Here is a 19,935-nt window from a genome sequence, read left to right as displayed (position 1 = left end):
CAGGGGACCGTGCCCTCGGACCGCCGGGGACGGCGCGGAGCAAACAAAACCGGCACGGCGCGCGTCCAAGGAGATGTGAAACGGAACAACAGGCCGGGCCGGCTTCCGGCCCTCTCCCTCGTGACGGCGGCCATGCTGGTGGCGGTCGCGGCATGCGCCTCACCTGTGCGGCCCGGAGCGGATCTCACCCCGGCGGGCTCCGGCTCCCCGGGATCGGCGGAACGTCCGGCGGGTCCGGGCGTGAAGGCCGCGGCCGAGAGGCCCGCCCAGGCGGCGGCCGGAGGCCGCGCGCGGCGGACGTCCCGGGAACGCGCCCAGATCACGGAGGCGGGACCCGGCCAGGCCGCGCGCGTACCGGCCGGGGCGGCAGGTACGGCGGCCGGGACCGAGGGACTCTCCGCGGGGAAGGCGGCACCCGGACGCTGCCGTACCGGGCAGCTCCGGGCACGTGTCGGCGAGGTGGACGCGGGGGCGGGGCAGCGGTACGCGCCGCTGGTTCTGACCAACGCGTCGGAGAGGACCTGCTGGGTCTACGGCTTCGTCGGCCTGGTCATGTTCGACCGTAACGGTGACGCGCTGCGCACCAGGGTGCGCAGGGAGAGTGTCCCGCCGCGCAGAGTGACCCTGCGGCCGGGGGCGAGCGCTCACGCCAGGATCCACTGGACCGTGGTGCCGGGCAGGCGCGAGTCCACCTGCCCGTCCGCGGCACGGCTGATGATCATCCCGCCGGACGCGATCGCGCATCTGGAGATCCCCTTCACCTCGGAGGTCTGCGGAGACGGTCGTCTCGGCATCACCCCGATGGCGCCGGGCAGTCGCCTGTAGGCCGACGGGCGAGACGGAGATCGCCACCTCCACGCCCCGGGTCACCTCGGTGTCCCGAACCGGCTCGGTACGCCGTGTCAGGCGTCGAAGGCGGCCAGGGTGCCCCAGGCGGTACCGGCGCCCACCAGGACCCCGGCGGTGACCTGGGCGGGGGTGTGGTGGCCGAGCCGCACCCGCGCCCAGCAGACCGCCGCCACGACCAGCGCGCCCACCACCAGGGCGGGCGCGGCGGGCAACACCCTGGTGAGCACCACCACGGTGCCCGCGGACACGGCCGCGTGGAAGGAGATCTTCCAGCCGAGCGTGATCGGGACCGTCACCGCGAGCGCGGCCAGCATCGCGGTCACCGTGGCGACCAGCAGCCGGGGCGCGCCCAGAAAGACCAGCAGCACCAGCGTGACGAGCACCGCCACGACGGCCACCAGCAGCGGTTTCGTCCGGCTCGCGCGGTCGACCAGGTGGTGGGAGTCCAGCCGCCCCGAACGGACCCCGGCCATGATCACCCCGGCTGGAACCCCGCCGCACAGCAGCGAGGCCCCCAGCCCCCACCCCGCGCCGGGCCAGCCGTCCGCCAGCAGCCCGACGGCCGGGGGCAGCCCGATGACCAGCACCTGTGGCGCGAACAGGCCGGTGATCCACCCGGCGGCCACCGTCGTGGCCCTCTCGTCGCGCGCCGCTTCCCGATCGCCCATCCCACTCCCCATCGGTACGAGGTCCGTGGGATCAACCCTGTCAGGTGCGCGGCCGCGAGACGAACCTCCGCGCGCCGGTCAGTCGTTGGCGTGCAGAGCGCTGTTGAGCTCCACCCCGCCACCCCGGCGGGGGACGACCTCGACCGCCCCGGAGGTGGAGTTGCGGCGGAACAACAGGCCCGAGGCGCCGGAGAACTCCATGGCCTTGGCGACCCGGCCGTCGGGCAGGGTGACCTTGGTTCCGGCGGTGACGTAGAGGCCTGCCTCCACCACGCAGTCGTCGCCCAGGGAGATGCCGACGCCGCTGTTGGCACCGAGCAGGCAGCGGCGGCCGATGGAGATGACCTGCGTGCCGCCGCCGGACAGGGTGCCCATGATCGAGGCGCCGCCGCCGACGTCGGAGCCGTCGCCCACGACCACGCCCGCCGAGACGCGGCCCTCGACCATGGACGTGCCCAGGGTCCCGGCGTTGAAGTTGACGAAGCCCTCGTGCATCACCGTCGTGCCGGCGGCCAGGTGCGCGCCGAGGCGGACGCGGTCGGCGTCGGCGATCCGGACGCCGCCGGGCATCACGTAGTCGGTCATCCGGGGGAACTTGTCCACGCTGTGGACGGTCACCGGGCCGCGGGCGCGCAGGCGCAGCCGTACGGCCTCGAAGCCCTCGACCGCGCACGGGCCGTGGTTGGTCCACACCACATTGCTGAGCAGGCCGAACAGGCCGTCCAGGTTCTGGCCGTGGGGCTGGACGAGGCGGGCGGAGAGCAGATGGAGGCGCAGATAGGCGTCGTGCGCGTCGGCGGGGGCCTCGGAGAGCTTGGCGACTCCGGTGTGCACGGCCACCACCTCCACGCCTCGGGCCCCGTCAGGGCCCAGCAGCCCGGCGGCCTCGGGGCCGAGCGCCTGGACGGCCTCCCGCTCGGTCAGCCGTCTGCTGCCGCCCGATGGGGGCTCGCCCAGTTGCGGGGCGGGGAACCAGGTGTCGAGGACGGTCCCGTCGGAGGTGATGGTCGCGATGCCGGCGCCGTGGGCGCCGGAGGTCTGAGCTGCTGCGTTCACGCCGACCAAGCCTAGCCAAAGCCGGTGCAATGGCCGTACGCCACCGGGCGCGGTGGGCGTGTGTCCCCGCGGCCCGGTCAATAACCTGACCGCCATGTTGCACGGCATCGATGTGTCCAACTGGCAAGGCGCGGTGGATTGGGGCAGGCACGCGGACGACGGTGTCTCATTCGCCTTCGCCAAGGCGACGGAGGGGGGCACCTTCGCCGACCGGTGGTTCGACCGCAACTGGACCGGGATGAGGGAGAGCTGGATCGTCAGCGGGGCCTACCACTTCGCCCGTCCCTCGGGCGACCCCGAGGTGCAGGCGCGATACTTCCTGCGGGCGGTGGAACGGGCGGGCGGGCTGCGCCGCGGTGACCTGCTCGCGCTCGACCTGGAGACCAACGACCGGCTGCCCGCCCGCCGGGTGGCGAGCTTCGCCCGCCGCTGGTGCCAGGCGGTCACCGCGCAGGCCGGGGTACGGCCGGTGGTCTACACCTTCCTGTCGTTCGCCTACGCCGGCAACTGCGCGGGGCTGGAGGAGTATCCTCTCTGGATCGCCGCCCCGGACCAGCCCACCGGCCGGCCGGACGTGCCGGTGCCGTGGCGCAGGTGGACCATTCACCAGTACTCCCACCGGCCGCTGGACCGCAACGTCTTCCAGGGGACCCGGGCTCAGCTCGTCTCGCTCGGCTACCGGCGGCGCCGGAACGCCTGAGGCCTGGCCCGGCCCCGGTGGCGGGAGCGCTTGAGATGCCGCTCGGTCCCCGGTGGCGCCGGAGGGTCTGAGATACGGCCGTCGGCGGTGTCGCGGGGTTTAGGCGCGGCCTCCGGCGGCGTCGCGGCTTGAGAAAACGGCCGGCGGACACCGGTAGCATCGACCCAGGGTCGGATTTTCCGACGACCAGTGTCGCCGTCTACCGAGGAGTAACCGTGTCGGCCGTGTCAGAACTTCGTGTCACCCTCGCCGGAGCCGAGCGTGTGGTGGCGGAGGGCACGACCTACGGCGACCTGCTCGAAGCCGACGGCCGCTCCGTGGTCGCCGCCCGGGCGGGCGGCGAGCTGAAGGACCTGGCGGCGCCGGTCTCCGACGGCGATGTGGTCGAGCCGGTCGAGATCGGCAGCGCCGACGGCCGGGCCATCGTCCGCCACTCCACCGCCCACGTGATGGCCCAGGCCGTTCAGGAGATCTTCCCCGGAGCCCGGCTGGGCATCGGCCCGCCGGTCGAGAACGGCTTCTACTACGACTTCGACGTCGACAGCCCGTTCACCCCCGAGGACATCAAGCGCATCGAGAAGCGCATGCGCGAGATCGTCAAGCAGGGGCAGCTCTTCTCCCGGCGCCGCGTGTCGGACGAGGAGGCGCGCGAGGAGCTGGCCGCCGAGCCGTACAAGCTGGAGCTCATCGGCCTCAAGGGCGGCGGGGACGCCGAGGAGAACGTCGAGGTGGGCGGCGCAGAGCTGACCATCTACGACAACCTCGACCCCAAGAGCGGCGATCTGTGCTGGAAGGACCTCTGCCGGGGTCCCCACGTGCCGACCACCCGGTCCATTCCGGCGTTCAAGCTCATGCGCTCCGGCGGCGCCTACTGGCGGGGCAGTGAGAAGAACCCCCAGCTCCAGCGGATCTACGGCACCGCCTGGGAGTCGCGCGACAGGCAGGACGAGTATCTCCGCCTGCTGGAGGAGGCCGAGAAGCGCGACCACCGCAAGCTGGGCGCCGAGCTCGACCTGTTCTCCTTCCCCGACGAGCTCGGCTCGGGCCTGCCGGTCTTCCATCCCAAGGGCGGCGTGATCCGCCGCGTCATGGAGGACTACTCGCGGCGCAGGCACGAGGAGGCGGGTTACTCCTTCGTCAACACCCCGCACATCACCAAGGAGAACCTCTACCGGACCTCCGGCCACCTGGAGTGGTACGCCGACGGAATGTTCCCCCCGATGGAGCTCGAAGGCGCCGACTACTACCTCAAGCCGATGAACTGCCCGATGCACAACCTGATCTTCAAGGCGCGCGGGCGCTCCTACCGTGAGCTGCCGCTGAGGCTGTTCGAGTTCGGCACCGTCTACCGCTACGAGAAGTCCGGCGTCATCCACGGCCTGACCCGCGTCCGCGGCATGACCCAGGACGACGCGCACATCTACTGCACCCGCGAGCAGATGCGCGACGAGCTCAAGTCGCTGCTCAGGTTCGTCCTGGACCTGCTCCGCGACTACGGGCTGGACGACTTCTACCTTGAGCTGTCGACCAAGGACCCGGTCAAGTTCGTCGGCACCGACGAGGACTGGGAGGAGGCGACCGAGACGCTGCGCGAGGTCGCCGAGTCGGAGAACCTGAAGCTCGTGCTCGATCCGGGCGGGGCGGCGTTCTACGGGCCGAAGATCTCCGTGCAGGCCCGCGACGCCATCGGCCGCAACTGGCAGATGTCGACCATCCAGCTCGACTTCAACCTCCCGCAGCGCTTCGATCTGGAGTATCAGGCGGCCGACGGCGCGCGCAGGCAGCCCATCATGATCCACCGGGCGCTGTTCGGCTCGATCGAGCGCTTCTTCGGCGTCCTGGTCGAGCACTACGCGGGCGCCTTCCCCCCCTGGCTCGCCCCGGTGCAGGTCGTCGGCATCCCGATCGCCGACGCTCACGTGCCCTACCTGCAGGACGTGGCCAAGAAGGCCCGCGAGCGGGGCGTCCGGATCGAGGTGGACGCCTCCGACGACCGGATGCAGAAGAAGATCCGCAACGCCCAGAAGTCCAAGGTGCCGTTCATGCTCCTGGCGGGTGACGAGGACATCGCCAACGGCGCGGTCTCCTTCCGCTTCCGCAACGGCGAGCAGAAGAACGGCGTCCCGGTCGAGGAGGCGATCAACGAGATCGTCGGCGCGATCGAACGCCGCGTCCAGGTCTGACCTGTGGCGGTCTCCCCCCGGCCGCCGGCGGGGAGGCCGCCGAAGGGCACGAGGAGGCGGCCGGCGGCGTGATCGGCGGGTCCGTCCGGGGGCCGGGCGGCGGGCACCGGCTGGATACCCCCACCAGGGGTGGGCCTATGCTGCAATGCATGCAGGAGAGCGAGCCGATCGAGCAGTCCGGCGCGGGGGACCCCGACAACTTTCAGCGGTTGTGGACCCCGCATCGGATGGCCTACATCAAGGGAGAGAACAAGCCGACCGGTGTCAGTCCCGACGACGGCTGCCCATTCTGTGAGATTCCCGGTATGAGCGACGAGGACGGCCTGGTCGTCGCCCGGGGCATCGCCGTCTTCGCGGTGCTCAACCTCTACCCGTACAACTCCGGCCACCTGCTGGTCTGTCCCTACCGGCACGTCGCCGACTACGCCGACCTGGACGACACCGAGACCGCCGAGCTCGCCGACTTCACCAAGCGGGCGCTGGCCGCCCTGCGCAAGGCCGGCGGCGCGCAGGGCTTCAACGTGGGCATGAACCTCGGCGGGGCGGCCGGCGCGGGCATCGCCGCCCACCTGCACCAGCACGTGGTGCCTCGCTGGGGTGGCGACACCAACTTCATGCCGGTGGTCGGTCACACCAAGGTGCTGCCTCAGCTGCTCCGCGACACCAGGGAACTGCTCGCCGGCTCCTGGCCCGCCTCCTCGTAGGGCGCCGTGTCGCCGAGCGCCCTGACACCCACCGACAGCGCCAGCGGCACCCCCAGGGCGAGCGCCATGGACAGCACCGCGGCTCCCGAGTCGTTGACCAGCATGCCCACCACCCCGCTGACCAGGGTGCCGATCAGGCCGGCCCGCAGCGCCGGGGAGTGGCCGAACGCGGCGGGCAGCACACCGGCGCTCGCCGTGTCCGGCCGCATCACCGCGTAGACCAGGAACGCGACCGCGGTGATCACGATCGGCATCAGGTTGGGGCTGAGCAGGGTGTTCAGCATCGCGCCGAACTTGCGGCCGATCACCTCCGCGGCCTCGCCGGTGAGCACCTGGCCGACGAACCGGCCCAGATGCGTCTGGGAGCCGGGCGGGCGCAGGTAGTCGAGGGTGGCGATGGCCATCACGACGACGCCGCCCGCCACGCAGAACGCGCCCAGCCTGATGACCGAGACCCGCTTGCCCGCGATCAGCAGCGCGGTCACCGCGATACCCGGTACGAAGGCGATCACCCCGCCGAAGTCGCTGCCCACCCCGGGCCAGCCGCCCAGGATCATCGCCGTACCGCCCAGCACCGCCACCGCGGCGACCGCGGCGCCCCGGTGACCCCGGGCCGCGAAACGGTGCGCGAGGGCGGTCGCCAGCAGCAGCACCGACGTGGCGAACAGCGCGAAGGGGATGTTGCCCAGGCCGTAGTAGCGGGCGCCGACCACGGCGGTGTACCCCATCACGCTGTTGAGCTGCAGGGTCGTCCCGGTCAGCAGGTCACCGGCGAGCACCGCCGCGGTGATCCCGGCCACCACCGCCAGCGGCCCGAGCGGACGGCGCCGCCAGGGGCCCGCCAGCGCCGTCACCGCCAGCAGGAGCGCGATCCCCGCGATCCCGCCGACCAGGACGGGCAGCGGAGCTCCGCTGTGGTGCCAGGGCAGGAGGTTGATCAGATACGTCGACACCGGCAGGGACGCCAGGACCAGCGCGGCCACGCGGATTCCGTTCAGCCCGCGCCTGCGCCGCATCAGCAGGAACGCGGTGCCGTAGAAGCCGACCTGGAGCACGGCGATCGCCGTGAAGAAGAGCCCGCCCATGTCCCTGATCGTCTGCCCGGCCAGGTCGGCGTCGACCAGCTCGTTCCGCGCGCTCTCCACGCCACCGGTACGGCTCGCACCCGCCCCCCAGGGCACCCCGATCACGGTCGGCGGGGTCGCGACGCCCGTCGCGGCGAGCATCGTGGCGGTGATGTCCGGCAGGATCGTGACGTCCTCGCGATGGGTCGAGGCCGCTCCCAGGAACCGGCCGGAGACGTCCGCGCCACCCGTCATCATGGCCACCCGCAGGTGGGGTACGCCCCCGTGGTCGCCCAGGCCGGCCAGCAGGACGGAGGTGTCCTCGGGTAGCGCGTCCAGCGCCGCCCCGGCCCCGGCGTCGGCCAGTCGCAGTGCCGCCTCCCGCCGCTGCGGGGTGAGGCTCTCCGCGGTCTCGGGCAGTCGCCCGCCGGTCACGTAGGGCCGGATCAGGTCGTCCACGTCCACGGCGATCAGCCGGCAGGCGGTGAACGCCCCGGAGGGAACCTGCGCGGGGGAGGGGGCGTAGCGGTCCACCCTGCCCGTCCGGTCGGCCAGGGCCAGTGCCGCGCCGGGACCGACCGCGAAGGTGCACTCCCCGGCGGCGTGTACGGCGTCGCCGAGCACCCCGGCGTTCCGCTGCCGGGCGACCCGGTGCAGATACCCGTAGTCGGGGATGACCGCGCCGGCCCCGGCGGGGACGGGGGCCGGCGGGAGCCCGCACCCGTAGCCGACCGCGGACCTCACCCCGGCCGACACCGTCAGCCACCCGTCGTAGGGGCACGTCACCCGGCCGACCGTGCGGACCGACAGCGAGCCGACCGCGCTCCGGCCGGCCAGCCGCCACAGGTTCGGCGTGATCTCGGGGCTGAGGTCGCTCCACCGCAGGCCCGGAACCCCGATCAGGGCCACCCGCCCGCCCGCCCGCGCGGCGGGCCCCGTGGTGGCCCGCGCCGGGGCCTGTGCCGGGGCCTGTGCCGTGGTTCGCACTGTGGCCTGCGCTGTGGCCGGAGCCGGGGCCCGCACCGGAGGCGGCGTCGCGACCTCGGCCGCAGCCCATCCGGCCTCGGGCCACAGCGCGCTCAAGACCAGTGCAAACGCGACAAGCGTCCGCCTCACCGGAGACCTCCCCAGACCTCGCTCAAATGCTGGCACCGTAGGGGAACATCGGGCTCGCGGTCTACCGGATGTGATGATCGTGACCCGGCGGGGTCAGGGGATGATCGTTTTGGCGGCCGAGCTCTCGTTGTGCAGGCGGTCCAGTGCCGTGACGAGATACGCTCCGCCACCGGCGCCGGCGGTGAAGGTCTGGCGGTCGCCGCCCGTGGCGGGCACGACCGCGACCAGGTTGCGGCCGTCGGCGGTGGCGCACTTGCCCGCCTTGCCGGAGGCGATCCGGTAGACCGCGTAGGAGCGTGCGCCCGGGGAGGTCCTCCAGCTGATCACGGCCCCCTGTGCCCGCACGTCGGCGGGTTCGGCGGGTGCCCGGCCGCCGAGGCTCTCCATCAGGGGCAGCAGCGCGGGACGCGCGTAGGCGGTCTTGGCGATCCGGCTCAGGACGCCCAGCGGGTCGGTGAGAAGCTGCTTGGCGCTGAAGTAGACGTCGCCGCGGACCTCCTCGTACTCGCGGTTGCGCGTCAGGTGCGAGGGCAGCTCGCCGGGTTTGGTCCAGGCAGGGGTGTCGGTGCTCCCCACCCGGTACAGGCCCTGGCCGATGTACAGATGCACGCCGGTTCCCTTGACCTCGTTCGCCCACCACGGCATCAGCACGTCGTAGTCGGCGACCTTGAACCCGCGGGGCCAGTACAGCTGTGGTACGACGTAGTCGACCGTGCCCTCACGGATCCAGTGGCGGGCGTCGGCGTAGATGGAGTCGTAGGCGGACATGCCGCCGCTGGCCGAGCCGGTGGGGTCCTCGGACTTGTTACGCCAGATCCCGAAGGGGCTCACCCCGAACTTCACGTACGGTTTCGTCTCGTGCACGGCCTTGTCGACCTGCGCGATCAGACTGTTGACGTTGGCGCGCCGCCAGTCGGCCCGTTTGGCGCCCTTGCCGTACTTTTTGAACGCGGCGTCGTCGTCGAACGCGGTGCCCGCCCCCGGGTACGGATAGAAGTAGTCGTCGAAGTGGACCCCGTCCACGTCGTAGCGCCCCACCACGTCCTTGACGACCGATGTGACGTGGTCGCGGACCTGCGGCAGGCCGGGGTTGTAGTAGATCTTGCCCTCGTGCCTGACGATCCAGCCGGGGTTCCTGCGGGCGGGGTGGTTGGCCGGCAGGCCCTTCAGGCCGCCGTCGTAGGCGGCGCGGTAGGGGTTGAACCAGGCGTGGAACTCCAGCCCGCGCCGATGGGCCTCGGTCACCAGGAAGGTCAGCGGATCCCAGCCGGGGTCCTTGCCGGCCGTACCGGTCAGATACTGCGACCATGGTTCCAGCGCCGATCGGTAGAGGGCGTCGGAGGCGGGGCGGACCTGGACGAACACCGCGTTGAACCGCCGCTTGACCGCGCTGTCGAGGATCCTGACGTACTCCGCCTGCTGCTGGGCGGCCGAGAGGCCGGTCCGCGAGGGCCAGTCGATGTTCTTCACCGTGGCGATCCAGACCCCGCGCAGCCGGCGCTTGGGGTACTCCGCGCTGACCGGGCACGCCGTCGCCCCCGAGGCCGGGGTGGTCGTGCCGGAGACCTGCTCGGCGGTGGTGTGCGTCGCCGGCTTGGCCGGCTTGGTGGGTTTGATGGGCTTGACCACCTTGGCGGGCTTGGCGGGCGGGGCGTCCGGGCCGAAGGTGTAGGCGGCGCCGGTGGTGATGACGGCCAGGGCGGCGGCGGCAAGCAGAGGGCGTCCGGTTCGCATGGTTAATTAGTCTGGCATCGGGGTCGGGATGCTTTGGCCGGAAAAAAGAAATCGTTCCGTGACATTACTGTTACCGGATTAAATCTTTGGGAGGCGAGAACCGGGAGGTTCGCGCCTCCCCGCGAGATCAACCGGCGACCTTGTCCACCAGATGGGCCGGGAGCGGCTCATAGCGGAGAAAGGCGCGGTGGAACGTCCCTGTCCCGTGCGACATCGACCTGAGGTCGATGGCGTAGCGGGTGATCTCCAGCTCGGGCACCTCGGCCCGGACCAGCGTGCGCCCGACGCCGACCGGCTCGGTGCCGAGAACCCGGCCCCGGCGGCTGGAGAGGTCGGACATCACCGCGCCGACGTGGTCGTCGAGGACCAGCACCGCGACCTCGTCGACCGGTTCCAGCAGCAGCGTGGGGACCTTGGTCGCCGCCTCCTTCAGCGCGAGCGCCCCGGCGATCTGGAAGGCCATGTCGGAGGAGTCGACCGAGTGGGCCTTGCCGTCGTACAGCGTCACCCGCACGTCCACCATGGGATATCCGGCCAGCACACCGCGCTGCATCTGGGCGCGCACGCCCTTCTCCACCGACGGGATGAACTGGCGCGGCACCACGCCGCCGACGACCTTGTCCACGAACTCGAAACCCCCGCCGGACGGCAGGGGCTCCACCTCCAGGTGGCAGACGGCGAACTGGCCGTGGCCGCCGGTCTGCTTGACGTTGCGTCCCAGGGCTCGGCAGCTGCCGCCGAAGGTCTCCCGGAGCGGCACCCGCAGCTCGACCTTCTCCACCTCGACGCCGTGCCGCCTGCTCAGCCGGTCCAGCAGGACGTCGGCGTGGGCCTCGCCCATGCACCAGAGCACGAGCTGCCGGGTCTCGGGGTTGTTCTCCAGCCGGAGCGTCGGGTCCTCGGCGACCAGCCGCTGCAGCGCCTGGCCGAGCTTGTCGTCGTCGGCCTTGGACCTGGCCTGGATCGCCACCGGCAGCAGCGGATCGGGCATCGTCCACGCGGTCATCAGCAGGGGCCGCTCCCTGTCGGAGAGGGTGTCGCCGGTCTCCGCGCGAGACAGCTTGGCCACCGCGACGATGTCGCCGGCGACGCACTTGGCGACGGTCCGCTGGATCTTGCCCAGGGGGGAGGAGAGCGCGCCGATGCGCTCGTCCACGTCGTGGTCCTCGTGGCCGCGCTCGGCCAGCCCGTGTCCCGAGACGTGCACGGTCATGTCGGGGCGCAGCGTCCCGGAGAACACCCGCACCAGGCTGATCCGGCCGACGTAGGGGTCGCTGGTGGTCTTGACGACCTCGGCCACCAGGGGGCCGTCCGGATCGCAGGAGACGCCGGGGACCGGCCTGCCGTCGATCGAGGTGATCTCCGGTAGCGGGTGCTCCAGCGGAGAGGGGAAGCCCTGGGTGATGAGTTCGAGGACCTCCAGCGCGCCCACACCGCCCCCGGTGGCGAGCACCGGGTGGAAACCGCCGCGCGCGACCGCCTTCTCCAGGTCGGCGACGAGGGTCTCGGTGCCGATCTCCTCGCCGGCGAGGTAGCGGTCCATCAGGGACTCGTCCTCGCTCTCCTGGATGATCCCCTCGATCAGCGGGTCCCGGTATCCCTCGATCTGCCCCTGGTAGGAGGGGCCCGGCGCGTTCTCGGTCCGCGCGCCGGTCGCGTAGTTGTAGAACTTCTGGGTCAGCAGCCCGATGAGGCCGTTGAGCCGGCCGTTGGTCACCACCGGGAGGTACAGGGGGGCCACGCCCTCGCCGAAGGCGTCCTGGCAGACGGCGAGGACCTCCTCGAAATCCGCCCGCTGGTGGTCGAGCTTCGTGATCACCACGGCGCGCGGCATTCCGACGGCCGCGCACTCCTCCCAGAGCATCCGGGTCAGGCCGTCCACCCCCTCGGAGGCCGAGACCGCGAAAAGCGCCGCGTCGGCCGCGCGCAGCCCGGCGCGCAGGTCGCCGACGAAGTCGGCGTAGCCGGGGGTGTCCAGCAGGTTGATCTTGATGCCGTTGTGCACCATCGGGGCCACGGTCAGGTTCACCGAGCGCTGCTGGCGCATCTCGACCTCGTCGAAGTCGCTGACCGTGTTGCCGTCCTCGACCCGGCCCGCCCGCTGCACGGTCCGCGTCGCGGCCAGCAACGTCTCCACCAGGGTCGTCTTTCCCGCGCCGGAATGGCCGACCAGCGCCACGTTGCGAATCATGTCCGGCCGGTCGGCCACGGGTGCCCTGCCCGCGGCTCCCGCTGTCACACCGGTTGCCTTCTCTGCCACGTCGCCTCCCGCGTCGTTGCCGAAGGAGCGCGGCCGGCTGCGGCCACACCCCGGGTCCGCCGCCGCGTCCATACACCGCAAGGACGCGGTGTGTTCACCAAATACCCATGTGGCAAATATCACAAGAGGCCTGTGGCAATCCGCTTGCGGAGCGTTGGATGCGCGCTCACATGTCGTGTGGCCTACGATCGGACCGCGATGCTGAAACTTCTGCGCCCCGCCGTAACCCGAATCCTGACCCCCCTGGGCAGGGCGCTTGCCCGCCGGGGGATCAGCCCCAACGTGGTCACCGCGTTCGGCACGTTCGGCACCGTCGCCGCAGCCCTCTTCTTCTATCCCCGGGGGGAGTTGTTCCCCGGCACCGTAGTGATCACTATTTTCGTACTGGCCGATCTGCTCGACGGGGTCATGGCCAGAATGGGGGGCGAGGGGAGTCTGTGGGGGGCCTTCCTCGACTCCACCCTCGACCGGGTGGGCGACGCCGGGATCTTCTCGGGGTTGGTGATCTGGTTCATGGTGAGCGGGCAACGGACGCTGGCCGCGGTGGCGCTGTTCTGCCTGGTGGCCGGGGCGCTCGTGTCCTATGTCAAGGCCAGGGCCGAGGGGCTGGGCCTGAACTGCGACGTCGGTCTCGCCGAACGGCCGGAGCGGCTGGTCGTCGGCCTGGTCTCGGCCGGTCTCGGCGGTCTCGGCGTGCCGTACGTGCTGGCCGCGGGGCTCTGGCTGCTCGCCGTCGCCAGTGTGGTCACCGTCGTTCAGCGCCTGCTCCACGTCCGCCGCCAGGCCGCCTCCGCCGCGGCGGGGACCCTTCGTTCACCGGGAGAGCGATGACCGACAAGCCGTCCCCGCAGGATCGTCTCGTCGCGGCCGGGTTCGGCGCCGGCTGGGCGATCGTTCCCCGCCTCCCCGAACGCCTCACCGCCTGGGGGTTCCGGGTGGCCGCCGACCGGCTGTGGAGGCGCCGCGGCACGTCCGTGCTCCGGCTGGAGGCCAACCTCGCCCGGGTCAAGGGCACCTCGCCGGACGATCCGGCCGTCCGGGCGCTGAGCCGTGACGGCATGCGCTCCTACTTCCGCTACTTCCACGAGGTCTTCCGGCTGCCCTCCATGCCCACCCGCGAGATCGTCTCCCGCATGCACGTCACCGGCGACCAGCAGATCTACGACAACCTCGCCAGGGGACGCGGGGTGGTCCTCGCCCTGCCCCACATGGGCAACTGGGATCTGGCGGGCGCCTGGTTCGCCCGGACGGGACACCCGTTCACCACCGTGGCCGAGCGGCTCAAGCCCGAGTCGCTGTTCCACCGCTACACCGCCTTCCGCGAGGGGCTGGGCATGGAGGTGCTGCCGCTCACCGGAGGGGACGGCCACACCTTCGGCGTCCTGTCGCAGCGGCTGCGGGCCGGTCTGCCGGTCGCGCTGCCCGCCGAGCGGGATCTGACCGCCCGGGGGATCGAGGTCCAGTTCTTCGGCGAGACCACCCGGATGCCCGCCGGTCCCGGCCTGCTGGCCGTGCACACCGGGGCCGCGCTGATCCCGGCGATCCTCTACTTCCAGGGGCGTGACTGGGGTCTGCAGTTCCACGAGGAGATCGCGGTCCCCGCCGAGGGCACCCGCAAGGAGAAGGTGGCGACCGTCACGCAGGGCCTGGCGGGCGTCTTCGAGAAGGGCATCGCCGAGCACCCCGAGGACTGGCACATGCTCCAGAGACTCTGGCTTGAGGACCTGGAACCCCGCGGATGACGGACGGCCGGGATACGCCGAGGCGGGCCGGGGGACACGTGAGAGGCGACGAGGAAGCAGTGAGGCAGTGAGGTGAGGATCGGCATCGTCTGCCCGTACACCTGGGATGTGCCGGGCGGCGTCCAGGCGCACATCCGCGATCTCGCCGAGGCGCTCATCGAGGAGGGCCACCAGGTCTCCGTGATCGCCCCCGCGGCCGACAACGCGCCGCTGCCGCCCTACGTGACCTCGGTGGGCAGGGCGGTTCCCGTCCCCTTCAACGGTTCCGTGGCCAGGCTCTCCTTCGGCTTCCTGTCGGCCAACCGGGTGCGCCGCTGGGTGCGCGAGGGCCGCTTCGACGTGCTGCACGTGCACGAACCGGCCGTCCCCTCGGTCGGACTGCTGGCCTGCTGGGTGGCCAGGGGGCCGATCGTGGCCACCTTCCACGCCTCCTTCGAGCGGTCCCGCACCCTGTCGGTCACCACGCCGGTGCTCATGAGCGCACTGGAGAAGATCACCGGCCGGATCGCCGTGTCGGACGCCGCGAGGAAGACCCTGGTCGAGTTCATCGGCGGCGACGCCGTGCTCATCCCCAACGGGGTGACGGTGGGCCGCTACGCCCGCGCCGAGCCGCTGCCGGGCTGGGACGGGGGCGAGGTGATCGGCTTCCTCGGCCGGATGGACGAGCCCCGCAAGGGCCTGCCGGTGCTGCTGGACGCGTTCGCCGCCCTGGCCGCCGAGCGTCCCGGGCTGCGCCTGCTCATCGCGGGCCCCGGTGACGCCGACGAGGTGCTGCAGCGGGTCCCGGCCCATCTCCACGACCGGATCGGCCTGCTGGGCATGGTCAGCGAGGAGGACAAGGTGCGCGCCTACCACTCGGTGGACGTGTTCTGCGCGCCCAACCTGGGCGGGGAGAGCTTCGGCATCGTGCTCACCGAGGCGATGTCGGCGGGTGCCGCGATCCTGGCCAGCGACATCCCGGCCTTCCGCAAGGTGCTCGGCGACGGCCAGGCCGGGGCGCTGTTCGCGACCGGCGACGCCGGGTCGCTCGCCCGGGAGGCCGCCGCGCTGCTGGACGACCCCCGGCGCCGGGCCAAACTGTCGGACGAGGCCCGCCAGGCCGTGTGGAAGTACGACTGGTCCACGGTCGCCCGCGATGTCCTGCGCGTCTACGAGACCGTGGCCAGTGGCTCCGGGGTTGAGGAGGACGACGTTCCGTGACGACCACGCTGATCCTGGTGGTGGGCGCGTTCGTGCTGCTCACCGCCGTCTACGTCTCCTGGCGGGCAGGGCGGCTGGACCGGCTGCACATCCGGCTGGAGCTGGCCCGCGAGTCCCTGGACGCGGCCCTGGTACGGCGGGCCGCCGTCGCCCTCGAACTGGCCGCCTCCCGGTTGCTGGACCCCGCGACGAGCCTGGTGCTGGCGGCGGCGGCCCACGAGGCCCGCACCGCGGGGCCCGACGAGCGTGAGCACGCCGAGAGCGACCTGTCGCGCGCGCTGCGGGCCGTCGTCGACCAGGAGCGTTTCCGCGACCGCCTCGCCGACACCCCGGCGGGTGCCGCCCTGCTTGAGGAGCTCGGCGCCGCGGTGGCCAAGGTGGTCTACTCGCGCCGCTTCTACAACAACGCGGTCGGCGTGACCCGGACAGCCCAGCGCCGCTGGCTGGCCCGGACTCTGAGGCTGGCCGGGCACACGGCCTATCCCGGCTTCTTCGAGATCGACGACGCCCCACCGCAGGCCCTCGGTATCGAATAGAGGGAATACGAACCGGGATATCCGGCAAGTCGGACACAGGTAAGCTCTTGGGCGTTTCGTGGCCGATTTGAGGAGATGAGCCGTGCGGGTACCCCGGATGATCGCCGTCACCCTGGTGGGAGTGGCCGTTCTCGCGCCGGTGGCCGCCTGTTCCTCCGACGAGCCCGCTCCGGGAAGAAACCCTCAGGCCGCCCCTCCCGTGCCGCCGACCCCCACCCCGGAGCCGGTCCATCCCTTCACCGGGCTCCCCGACGCCGCGCGGAGGCCCGTGCTCGCGGCGAAGATCGAGAACACCTCGGCGGGCAAACCCCAGCTGGGGCTCAAAAGCGCCGACATCGTCTACGTCGAGCAGGTCGAGGCGGGGCTGACCCGCCTCATGGCGATCTTCTCCTCAAGGCTCCCGCCCAAGATCGGCCCGGTCCGCAGCGCCCGGATCTCCGACCTGCACCTCCTGCCGCAGTTCGGCAAGCCCGCGCTGGCCTACTCGGGCGTGCAGACCAAGATGATCCCCAAGGTCCAGGAGGCGTCGCTGGTCGACGTCTCCGACAGCAGGGCGCCCGGCGCGTACTTCCGTCAGCCGGGCCGCTACGCGCCCTACAACCTGTTCGCCGGCACCAGGCGGCTGCTGGCCAAGGCGCCCGCCGCGACCAAGGCCAAGGACATCGGCCTCACCTTCGGCGACGCCCCGCAGGGGGGCGTGCCCAGGAAGACGTTCGGTGTCAGATATCCCGCGGCCCGCTTCACCTTCGGCTGGTCGCAGGCCGCGGGCAAGTGGCTGATCTGGCAGGACGGCAAGAAGAACATGGCGGCCGAGGGCGGCCAGCTCGGCGCGCCCACGATCGTGGTGCAGTACGCCAAGACCGAGCGCTCGGAGTATCACGACCTGAACCAGAGCTACACGCCCCTGGTGCACAGCGTCGGCAAGGGCAGGGCGGTCGTGCTCCGCGACGGCCAGGCGTTCAAGGCCAGATGGTCGCGTGCCACGGAGGAGGACGGCACGGTCTTCACCACCGAGTCGGGCGAGCCGATGAACTTCGCCCCCGGTCAGGTCTGGATCGTCCTGGCCGCTCCCAAGCCCGTCATCCCCTGACCGCCCCAAGCCCGTCTCCTGCCGCCCCGGAATCACCTGTGGGCGGTATTAGTCCTTTTGGGTTGTTCTTCGGGATCTTCCCCAGTCGGCCTGGGCCGTTCCGGTCGCTCCCGGACCCGCCGCCCCTCGGCCGTTTCCGGTGTCGGGGCGCCGCCTTCCAGCCGATCGGGGAAGACCGCCGTACGGCCTGGAACCCCAGGAATTCCCCGCCCATCGACGCAGGTCCTCCATGATGTCCAAGAAGATCGCTCGATGGAGACAAGATGGTGTGTAAGAGGACATGCCGCCCAGCGCCTACGATGGAGGTGCCGGAAACCGCCCTGGGGGCGGCCCGTGATCCGCAACCCAGCCGTCGTGAGGTAGAGACCGTGTCCAGCAGCACGCCCGAAGTCACCGAGACCGCCGTCACCGGAACCGCCCGGGTGAAGCGCGGCATGGCCGAGATGCTCAAGGGCGGCGTCATCATGGACGTCGTCAACGCGGAACAGGCCAAGATCGCCGAGGACGCAGGCGCCGTCGCCGTCATGGCCCTTGAGCGGGTCCCCGCCGACATCCGCGCCCAGGGGGGCGTCTCGCGGATGAGCGACCCCGACATGATCGACGGCATCATCTCCGCCGTCTCCATCCCCGTCATGGCCAAGGCCCGCATCGGCCACTTCGTCGAGGCCCAGGTGCTCCAGTCGCTCGGCGTCGACTACGTGGACGAGTCCGAGGTGCTGACCCCGGCCGACTTCGCCAACCACATCGACAAGTGGCAGTTCACGGTGCCCTTCGTCTGCGGTGCGACCAACCTGGGTGAGGCGCTGCGCCGTATCACCGAGGGCGCGGCGATGATCCGTTCCAAGGGTGAGGCCGGCACCGGCGACGTCTCCAACGCCACCACCCACATGCGTAAGATCCGGGGCGAGCTCAAGCGCCTGTCCTCGCTGCCCGAGGACGAGCTGTTCGTCGCGGCCAAGGAGCTGCAGGCGCCGTACGAGCTGGTGGCCGAGGTCGCCAAGACCGGCAAGCTGCCCGTGGTGCTCTTCACCGCCGGGGGCATCGCCACCCCGGCCGACGCCGCGATGATGATGCAGCTCGGCGCCGAGGGCGTGTTCGTCGGCTCGGGCATCTTCAAGTCCGGCAACCCGGCCCAGCGCGCCGCGGCGATCGTCAAGGCCACCACCTTCCACGACGACCCGGACGTCATCGCCAAGGTCTCCCGCGGCCTGGGCGAGGCCATGGTGGGCATCAACGTCGAGGACATCCCGGCCCCGCACCGTCTGGCGGAGCGCGGCTGGTAGGCGTTCCCCCGGAAAAGGCGGCATCCGCGAGGAGGCCGCCTTTTCCGCTTTCCGGGGCCGGTCTCCGCGCCCCGCGCCGGTCGGCGCCCTAGGCCGCCCCAGGCCGCGCGGGGCCGCGCGGGACCCGCCGGGGCGTGCCCACCCCCGGCGATCTTCTCCCGCCGAGGAGGGGGCCGGTGGGCGAGGGCTCCGGGAACGGTCCGGGCCGGAGGCGAGGGCCCGGACCGGACGGTTCCGCGGGAACGGTCCGGAGGATGATCGGGTTTGGGGCGGCGCGCGCGGTGGCCATACGCTGAAGGAGCCTTCCGCGCCCCTTGAGAGGACCACTGTGAGCATCGCCCCGACCATCGGTGTGTTCGCCCTGCAGGGAGACGTGCGCGAGCACGTGCGCTCTCTGGAGGCGGTGGGTGCGAAGGCGGTGGCCGTACGGCGTCCCGGTGAGCTGGAGGCGGTCGACGGCCTGGTCATCCCCGGCGGGGAGTCCACCACGATGTGGAAGCTCGCCGACACGTTCGAGCTGCTCGAACCGCTCCGGCTGAGGATCAAGGGCGGCATGCCCGCCTACGGCTCCTGCGCCGGCATGATCATGCTGGCCGACCGGATCGAGGGCGGGGTCGAGGGCCAGCAGACGGTCGGCGGCATCGACATGGTGGTCCGCCGCAACGCCTTCGGCCGCCAGGTCGACTCCTTCGAGGCCGACGTCGACTTCGCCGGGCGCGGCGCGCTCCGCGCGGTCTTCATCCGCGCCCCGTGGGTGGAATCCGTGGGTTCCGAGGTTGAAGTGCTGGCTCGGGCCGAAGCGGGGGATAGGATCGTCGCGGTCCGCCAAGGACCGCTGCTCGCCACGTCCTTCCACCCGGAACTTACCGGGGACGTCGGGGTGCATTCATACTTCGTTGAGATGGTGAGGGAGCTCTAGCCGATGTCGGGCCACTCCAAATGGGCGACGACCAAGCACAAGAAGGCCGCGCTTGACTCCAAGCGGGGCAAGCTGTTCGCCAAGCTCATCAAGAACATCGAGGTCGCGGCTCGGACCGGTGGCCCCGACCCGGACGGCAACCCGACGCTGTACGACGCCATCACCAAGGCGCGTAAGAACTCGGTCCCCATCGACAACATCGAGCGCGCCCGCAAACGCGGCGGCGGCCTGGAGGCCGGCGGCGCCGACTGGCAGACCATCATGTACGAGGGCTACGCCCCGGGCGGCGTCGCGGTGCTGATCGAGTGCCTCACCGACAACCGCAACCGCGCCGCCTCGGAGGTCCGGGTCGCCCTGACCCGCAACGGCGGCTCCCTGGCCGACCCCGGATCGGTGTCCTACATGTTCAACCGCAAGGGCGTCGTGCTCGTCCCCAGGGGCGAGCTGTCGGAGGACGACGTGCTGACCGCCGTGCTCGACGCGGGAGCCGAGGAGGTCAACGATCTCGGCGACTCCTTCGAGGTCGTCTCCGAGGCCACCGACCTCGTCCCGGTCCGCAAAGCCCTGCAGGCCGCCGGGATCGACTACGACTCGGCCGAGTCCGGGTTCCTGCCGACGATGAACGTCCCGCTCGACGAGGACGGCGCCCGCAAGGTCTTCAGGCTGATCGACGCCCTTGAGGACAGCGACGACGTTCAGAACGTCTGGGCCAACTTCGACGTCTCCGACGAGGTCATGGAGAAGCTCGACGCCTGAGCGCACCCGCCCGGCGCCCGTCGCCGGTGACCCCTGCCCGCCCCCCTGGCGCGTCGATCGGCGGGTCGGCCGGCT

The 19,935-nt window shown here is 71.4% G+C and carries 17 protein-coding genes; 12 read left to right on the top strand and 5 right to left on the bottom strand.

Annotated elements, in window-relative coordinates; all coding sequences use genetic code 11:
• The first annotated feature begins 75 nt into the window (after positions 1-75).
• Positions 76-825: a DUF4232 domain-containing protein gene (locus ABZ194_RS25330; protein WP_355599501.1), complete on the top strand. Its 750-nt coding sequence runs from the start codon at positions 76-78 to the stop codon at positions 823-825.
• A gap of 77 nt (positions 826-902) precedes the next feature.
• Here the strand turns inward: ABZ194_RS25330 and ABZ194_RS25325 are convergent, their stop codons facing one another.
• Both ABZ194_RS25325 and dapD read right to left on the bottom strand, forming a co-directional pair.
• The gene (locus tag ABZ194_RS25325; RefSeq protein ID WP_355599500.1) at positions 903-1,517 is read right to left on the bottom strand and encodes a phosphatase PAP2 family protein; all 615 of its coding nucleotides are present in this window, start codon (positions 1,515-1,517) and stop codon (positions 903-905) included.
• Between the two features lie 78 nt (positions 1,518-1,595).
• Positions 1,596-2,573, bottom strand: coding sequence for a 2,3,4,5-tetrahydropyridine-2,6-dicarboxylate N-succinyltransferase (dapD, locus tag ABZ194_RS25320; RefSeq protein ID WP_355599499.1), 978 nt, complete (start codon positions 2,571-2,573; stop codon positions 1,596-1,598).
• 94 nt (positions 2,574-2,667) lie between these two features.
• On the opposite strand from dapD, the gene ABZ194_RS25315 reads away from it, so the two are divergent.
• The 3 genes from ABZ194_RS25315 (at position 2,668) to ABZ194_RS25305 (ending at position 6,160) form a co-directional block, all read left to right on the top strand.
• Positions 2,668-3,273 (top strand): GH25 family lysozyme, encoded by a 606-nt coding sequence (locus tag ABZ194_RS25315; protein WP_355599498.1) that lies wholly within the window; start codon positions 2,668-2,670, stop codon positions 3,271-3,273.
• 215 nt (positions 3,274-3,488) lie between these two features.
• Positions 3,489-5,456, top strand: coding sequence for a threonine--tRNA ligase (gene thrS / locus ABZ194_RS25310; protein ID WP_355599497.1), 1,968 nt, complete (start codon positions 3,489-3,491; stop codon positions 5,454-5,456).
• A 137-nt stretch (positions 5,457-5,593) separates the two neighbouring features.
• Complete coding sequence (locus ABZ194_RS25305; RefSeq protein ID WP_355599496.1) at positions 5,594-6,160, top strand: HIT domain-containing protein; 567 nt, start codon at positions 5,594-5,596, stop codon at positions 6,158-6,160.
• On the opposite strand, the gene ABZ194_RS25300 is transcribed toward ABZ194_RS25305, so the two are convergent.
• From ABZ194_RS25300 to ABZ194_RS25290, 3 genes are all read right to left on the bottom strand, one after another.
• Positions 6,103-8,340 (bottom strand): hypothetical protein, encoded by a 2,238-nt coding sequence (locus tag ABZ194_RS25300; RefSeq protein WP_355599495.1) that lies wholly within the window; start codon positions 8,338-8,340, stop codon positions 6,103-6,105. The two genes, ABZ194_RS25305 and ABZ194_RS25300, sit on opposite strands and share 58 nt — an antisense overlap.
• Before the next feature lie 93 nt (positions 8,341-8,433).
• Entirely contained in the window at positions 8,434-10,074 is a 1,641-nt protein-coding gene (locus tag ABZ194_RS25295; RefSeq protein WP_355599494.1) for a family 10 glycosylhydrolase, read from the bottom strand.
• Between the two features lie 127 nt (positions 10,075-10,201).
• Complete coding sequence (locus ABZ194_RS25290; RefSeq protein WP_355599493.1) at positions 10,202-12,334, bottom strand: elongation factor G-like protein EF-G2; 2,133 nt, start codon at positions 12,332-12,334, stop codon at positions 10,202-10,204.
• A 198-nt stretch (positions 12,335-12,532) separates the two neighbouring features.
• On the opposite strand from ABZ194_RS25290, the gene pgsA reads away from it, so the two are divergent.
• The 8 genes from pgsA (at position 12,533) to ABZ194_RS25250 (ending at position 19,860) form a co-directional block, all read left to right on the top strand.
• Positions 12,533-13,165 (top strand): phosphatidylinositol phosphate synthase, encoded by a 633-nt coding sequence (gene pgsA, locus ABZ194_RS25285; RefSeq protein ID WP_355599492.1) that lies wholly within the window; start codon positions 12,533-12,535, stop codon positions 13,163-13,165.
• Complete coding sequence (locus ABZ194_RS25280; RefSeq protein WP_355599491.1) at positions 13,162-14,076, top strand: phosphatidylinositol mannoside acyltransferase; 915 nt, start codon at positions 13,162-13,164, stop codon at positions 14,074-14,076. The genes pgsA and ABZ194_RS25280 overlap by 4 nt, the downstream gene beginning before the upstream one ends.
• A gap of 72 nt (positions 14,077-14,148) precedes the next feature.
• Entirely contained in the window at positions 14,149-15,276 is a 1,128-nt protein-coding gene (locus tag ABZ194_RS25275; protein WP_355599490.1) for a glycosyltransferase family 4 protein, read from the top strand.
• A complete protein-coding gene (locus ABZ194_RS25270) occupies positions 15,273-15,812 on the top strand; it encodes a hypothetical protein (RefSeq protein ID WP_355599489.1) in 540 nt (179 codons plus the stop codon). Before ABZ194_RS25275 ends, ABZ194_RS25270 begins: the two co-directional genes overlap by 4 nt.
• A gap of 82 nt (positions 15,813-15,894) precedes the next feature.
• Positions 15,895-16,902 (top strand): DUF3048 domain-containing protein, encoded by a 1,008-nt coding sequence (locus ABZ194_RS25265; protein ID WP_355599488.1) that lies wholly within the window; start codon positions 15,895-15,897, stop codon positions 16,900-16,902.
• Between the two features lie 368 nt (positions 16,903-17,270).
• The gene (pdxS, locus tag ABZ194_RS25260; protein WP_355599487.1) at positions 17,271-18,185 is read left to right on the top strand and encodes a pyridoxal 5'-phosphate synthase lyase subunit PdxS; all 915 of its coding nucleotides are present in this window, start codon (positions 17,271-17,273) and stop codon (positions 18,183-18,185) included.
• A 328-nt stretch (positions 18,186-18,513) separates the two neighbouring features.
• Entirely contained in the window at positions 18,514-19,104 is a 591-nt protein-coding gene (gene pdxT, locus ABZ194_RS25255; RefSeq protein WP_355599486.1) for a pyridoxal 5'-phosphate synthase glutaminase subunit PdxT, read from the top strand.
• 3 nt (positions 19,105-19,107) lie between these two features.
• On the top strand, positions 19,108-19,860 hold the full coding sequence (locus tag ABZ194_RS25250; RefSeq protein ID WP_355599485.1) for a YebC/PmpR family DNA-binding transcriptional regulator: 753 nt from the start codon (positions 19,108-19,110) through the stop codon (positions 19,858-19,860).
• The last annotated feature ends 75 nt before the right edge of the window (positions 19,861-19,935 follow it).

Origin of the sequence: Streptosporangium sp. NPDC006007 (assembly GCF_040614315.1) — a bacterium.
Lineage (GTDB): Bacteria > Actinomycetota > Actinomycetes > Streptosporangiales > Streptosporangiaceae > Streptosporangium.
Note: the sequence above shows the minus strand (reverse complement) of the source record. Positions and strands in the feature narration are given on the sequence as shown.

Coding starts and splice junctions, on each gene's coding strand:
- ABZ194_RS25325 (WP_355599500.1), bottom strand. CDS start 1,517: ATGGGCGATCGGGAAGCGGCGCGCGACGAGAGGGCCACGACGGTGGCC.
- ABZ194_RS25315 (WP_355599498.1), top strand. CDS start 2,668: ATGTTGCACGGCATCGATGTGTCCAACTGGCAAGGCGCGGTGGATTGG.
- ABZ194_RS25305 (WP_355599496.1), top strand. CDS start 5,594: ATGCTGCAATGCATGCAGGAGAGCGAGCCGATCGAGCAGTCCGGCGCG.
- ABZ194_RS25295 (WP_355599494.1), bottom strand. CDS start 10,074: ATGCGAACCGGACGCCCTCTGCTTGCCGCCGCCGCCCTGGCCGTCATC.
- pgsA (WP_355599492.1), top strand. CDS start 12,533: ATGCTGAAACTTCTGCGCCCCGCCGTAACCCGAATCCTGACCCCCCTG.
- ABZ194_RS25280 (WP_355599491.1), top strand. CDS start 13,162: ATGACCGACAAGCCGTCCCCGCAGGATCGTCTCGTCGCGGCCGGGTTC.
- ABZ194_RS25250 (WP_355599485.1), top strand. CDS start 19,108: ATGTCGGGCCACTCCAAATGGGCGACGACCAAGCACAAGAAGGCCGCG.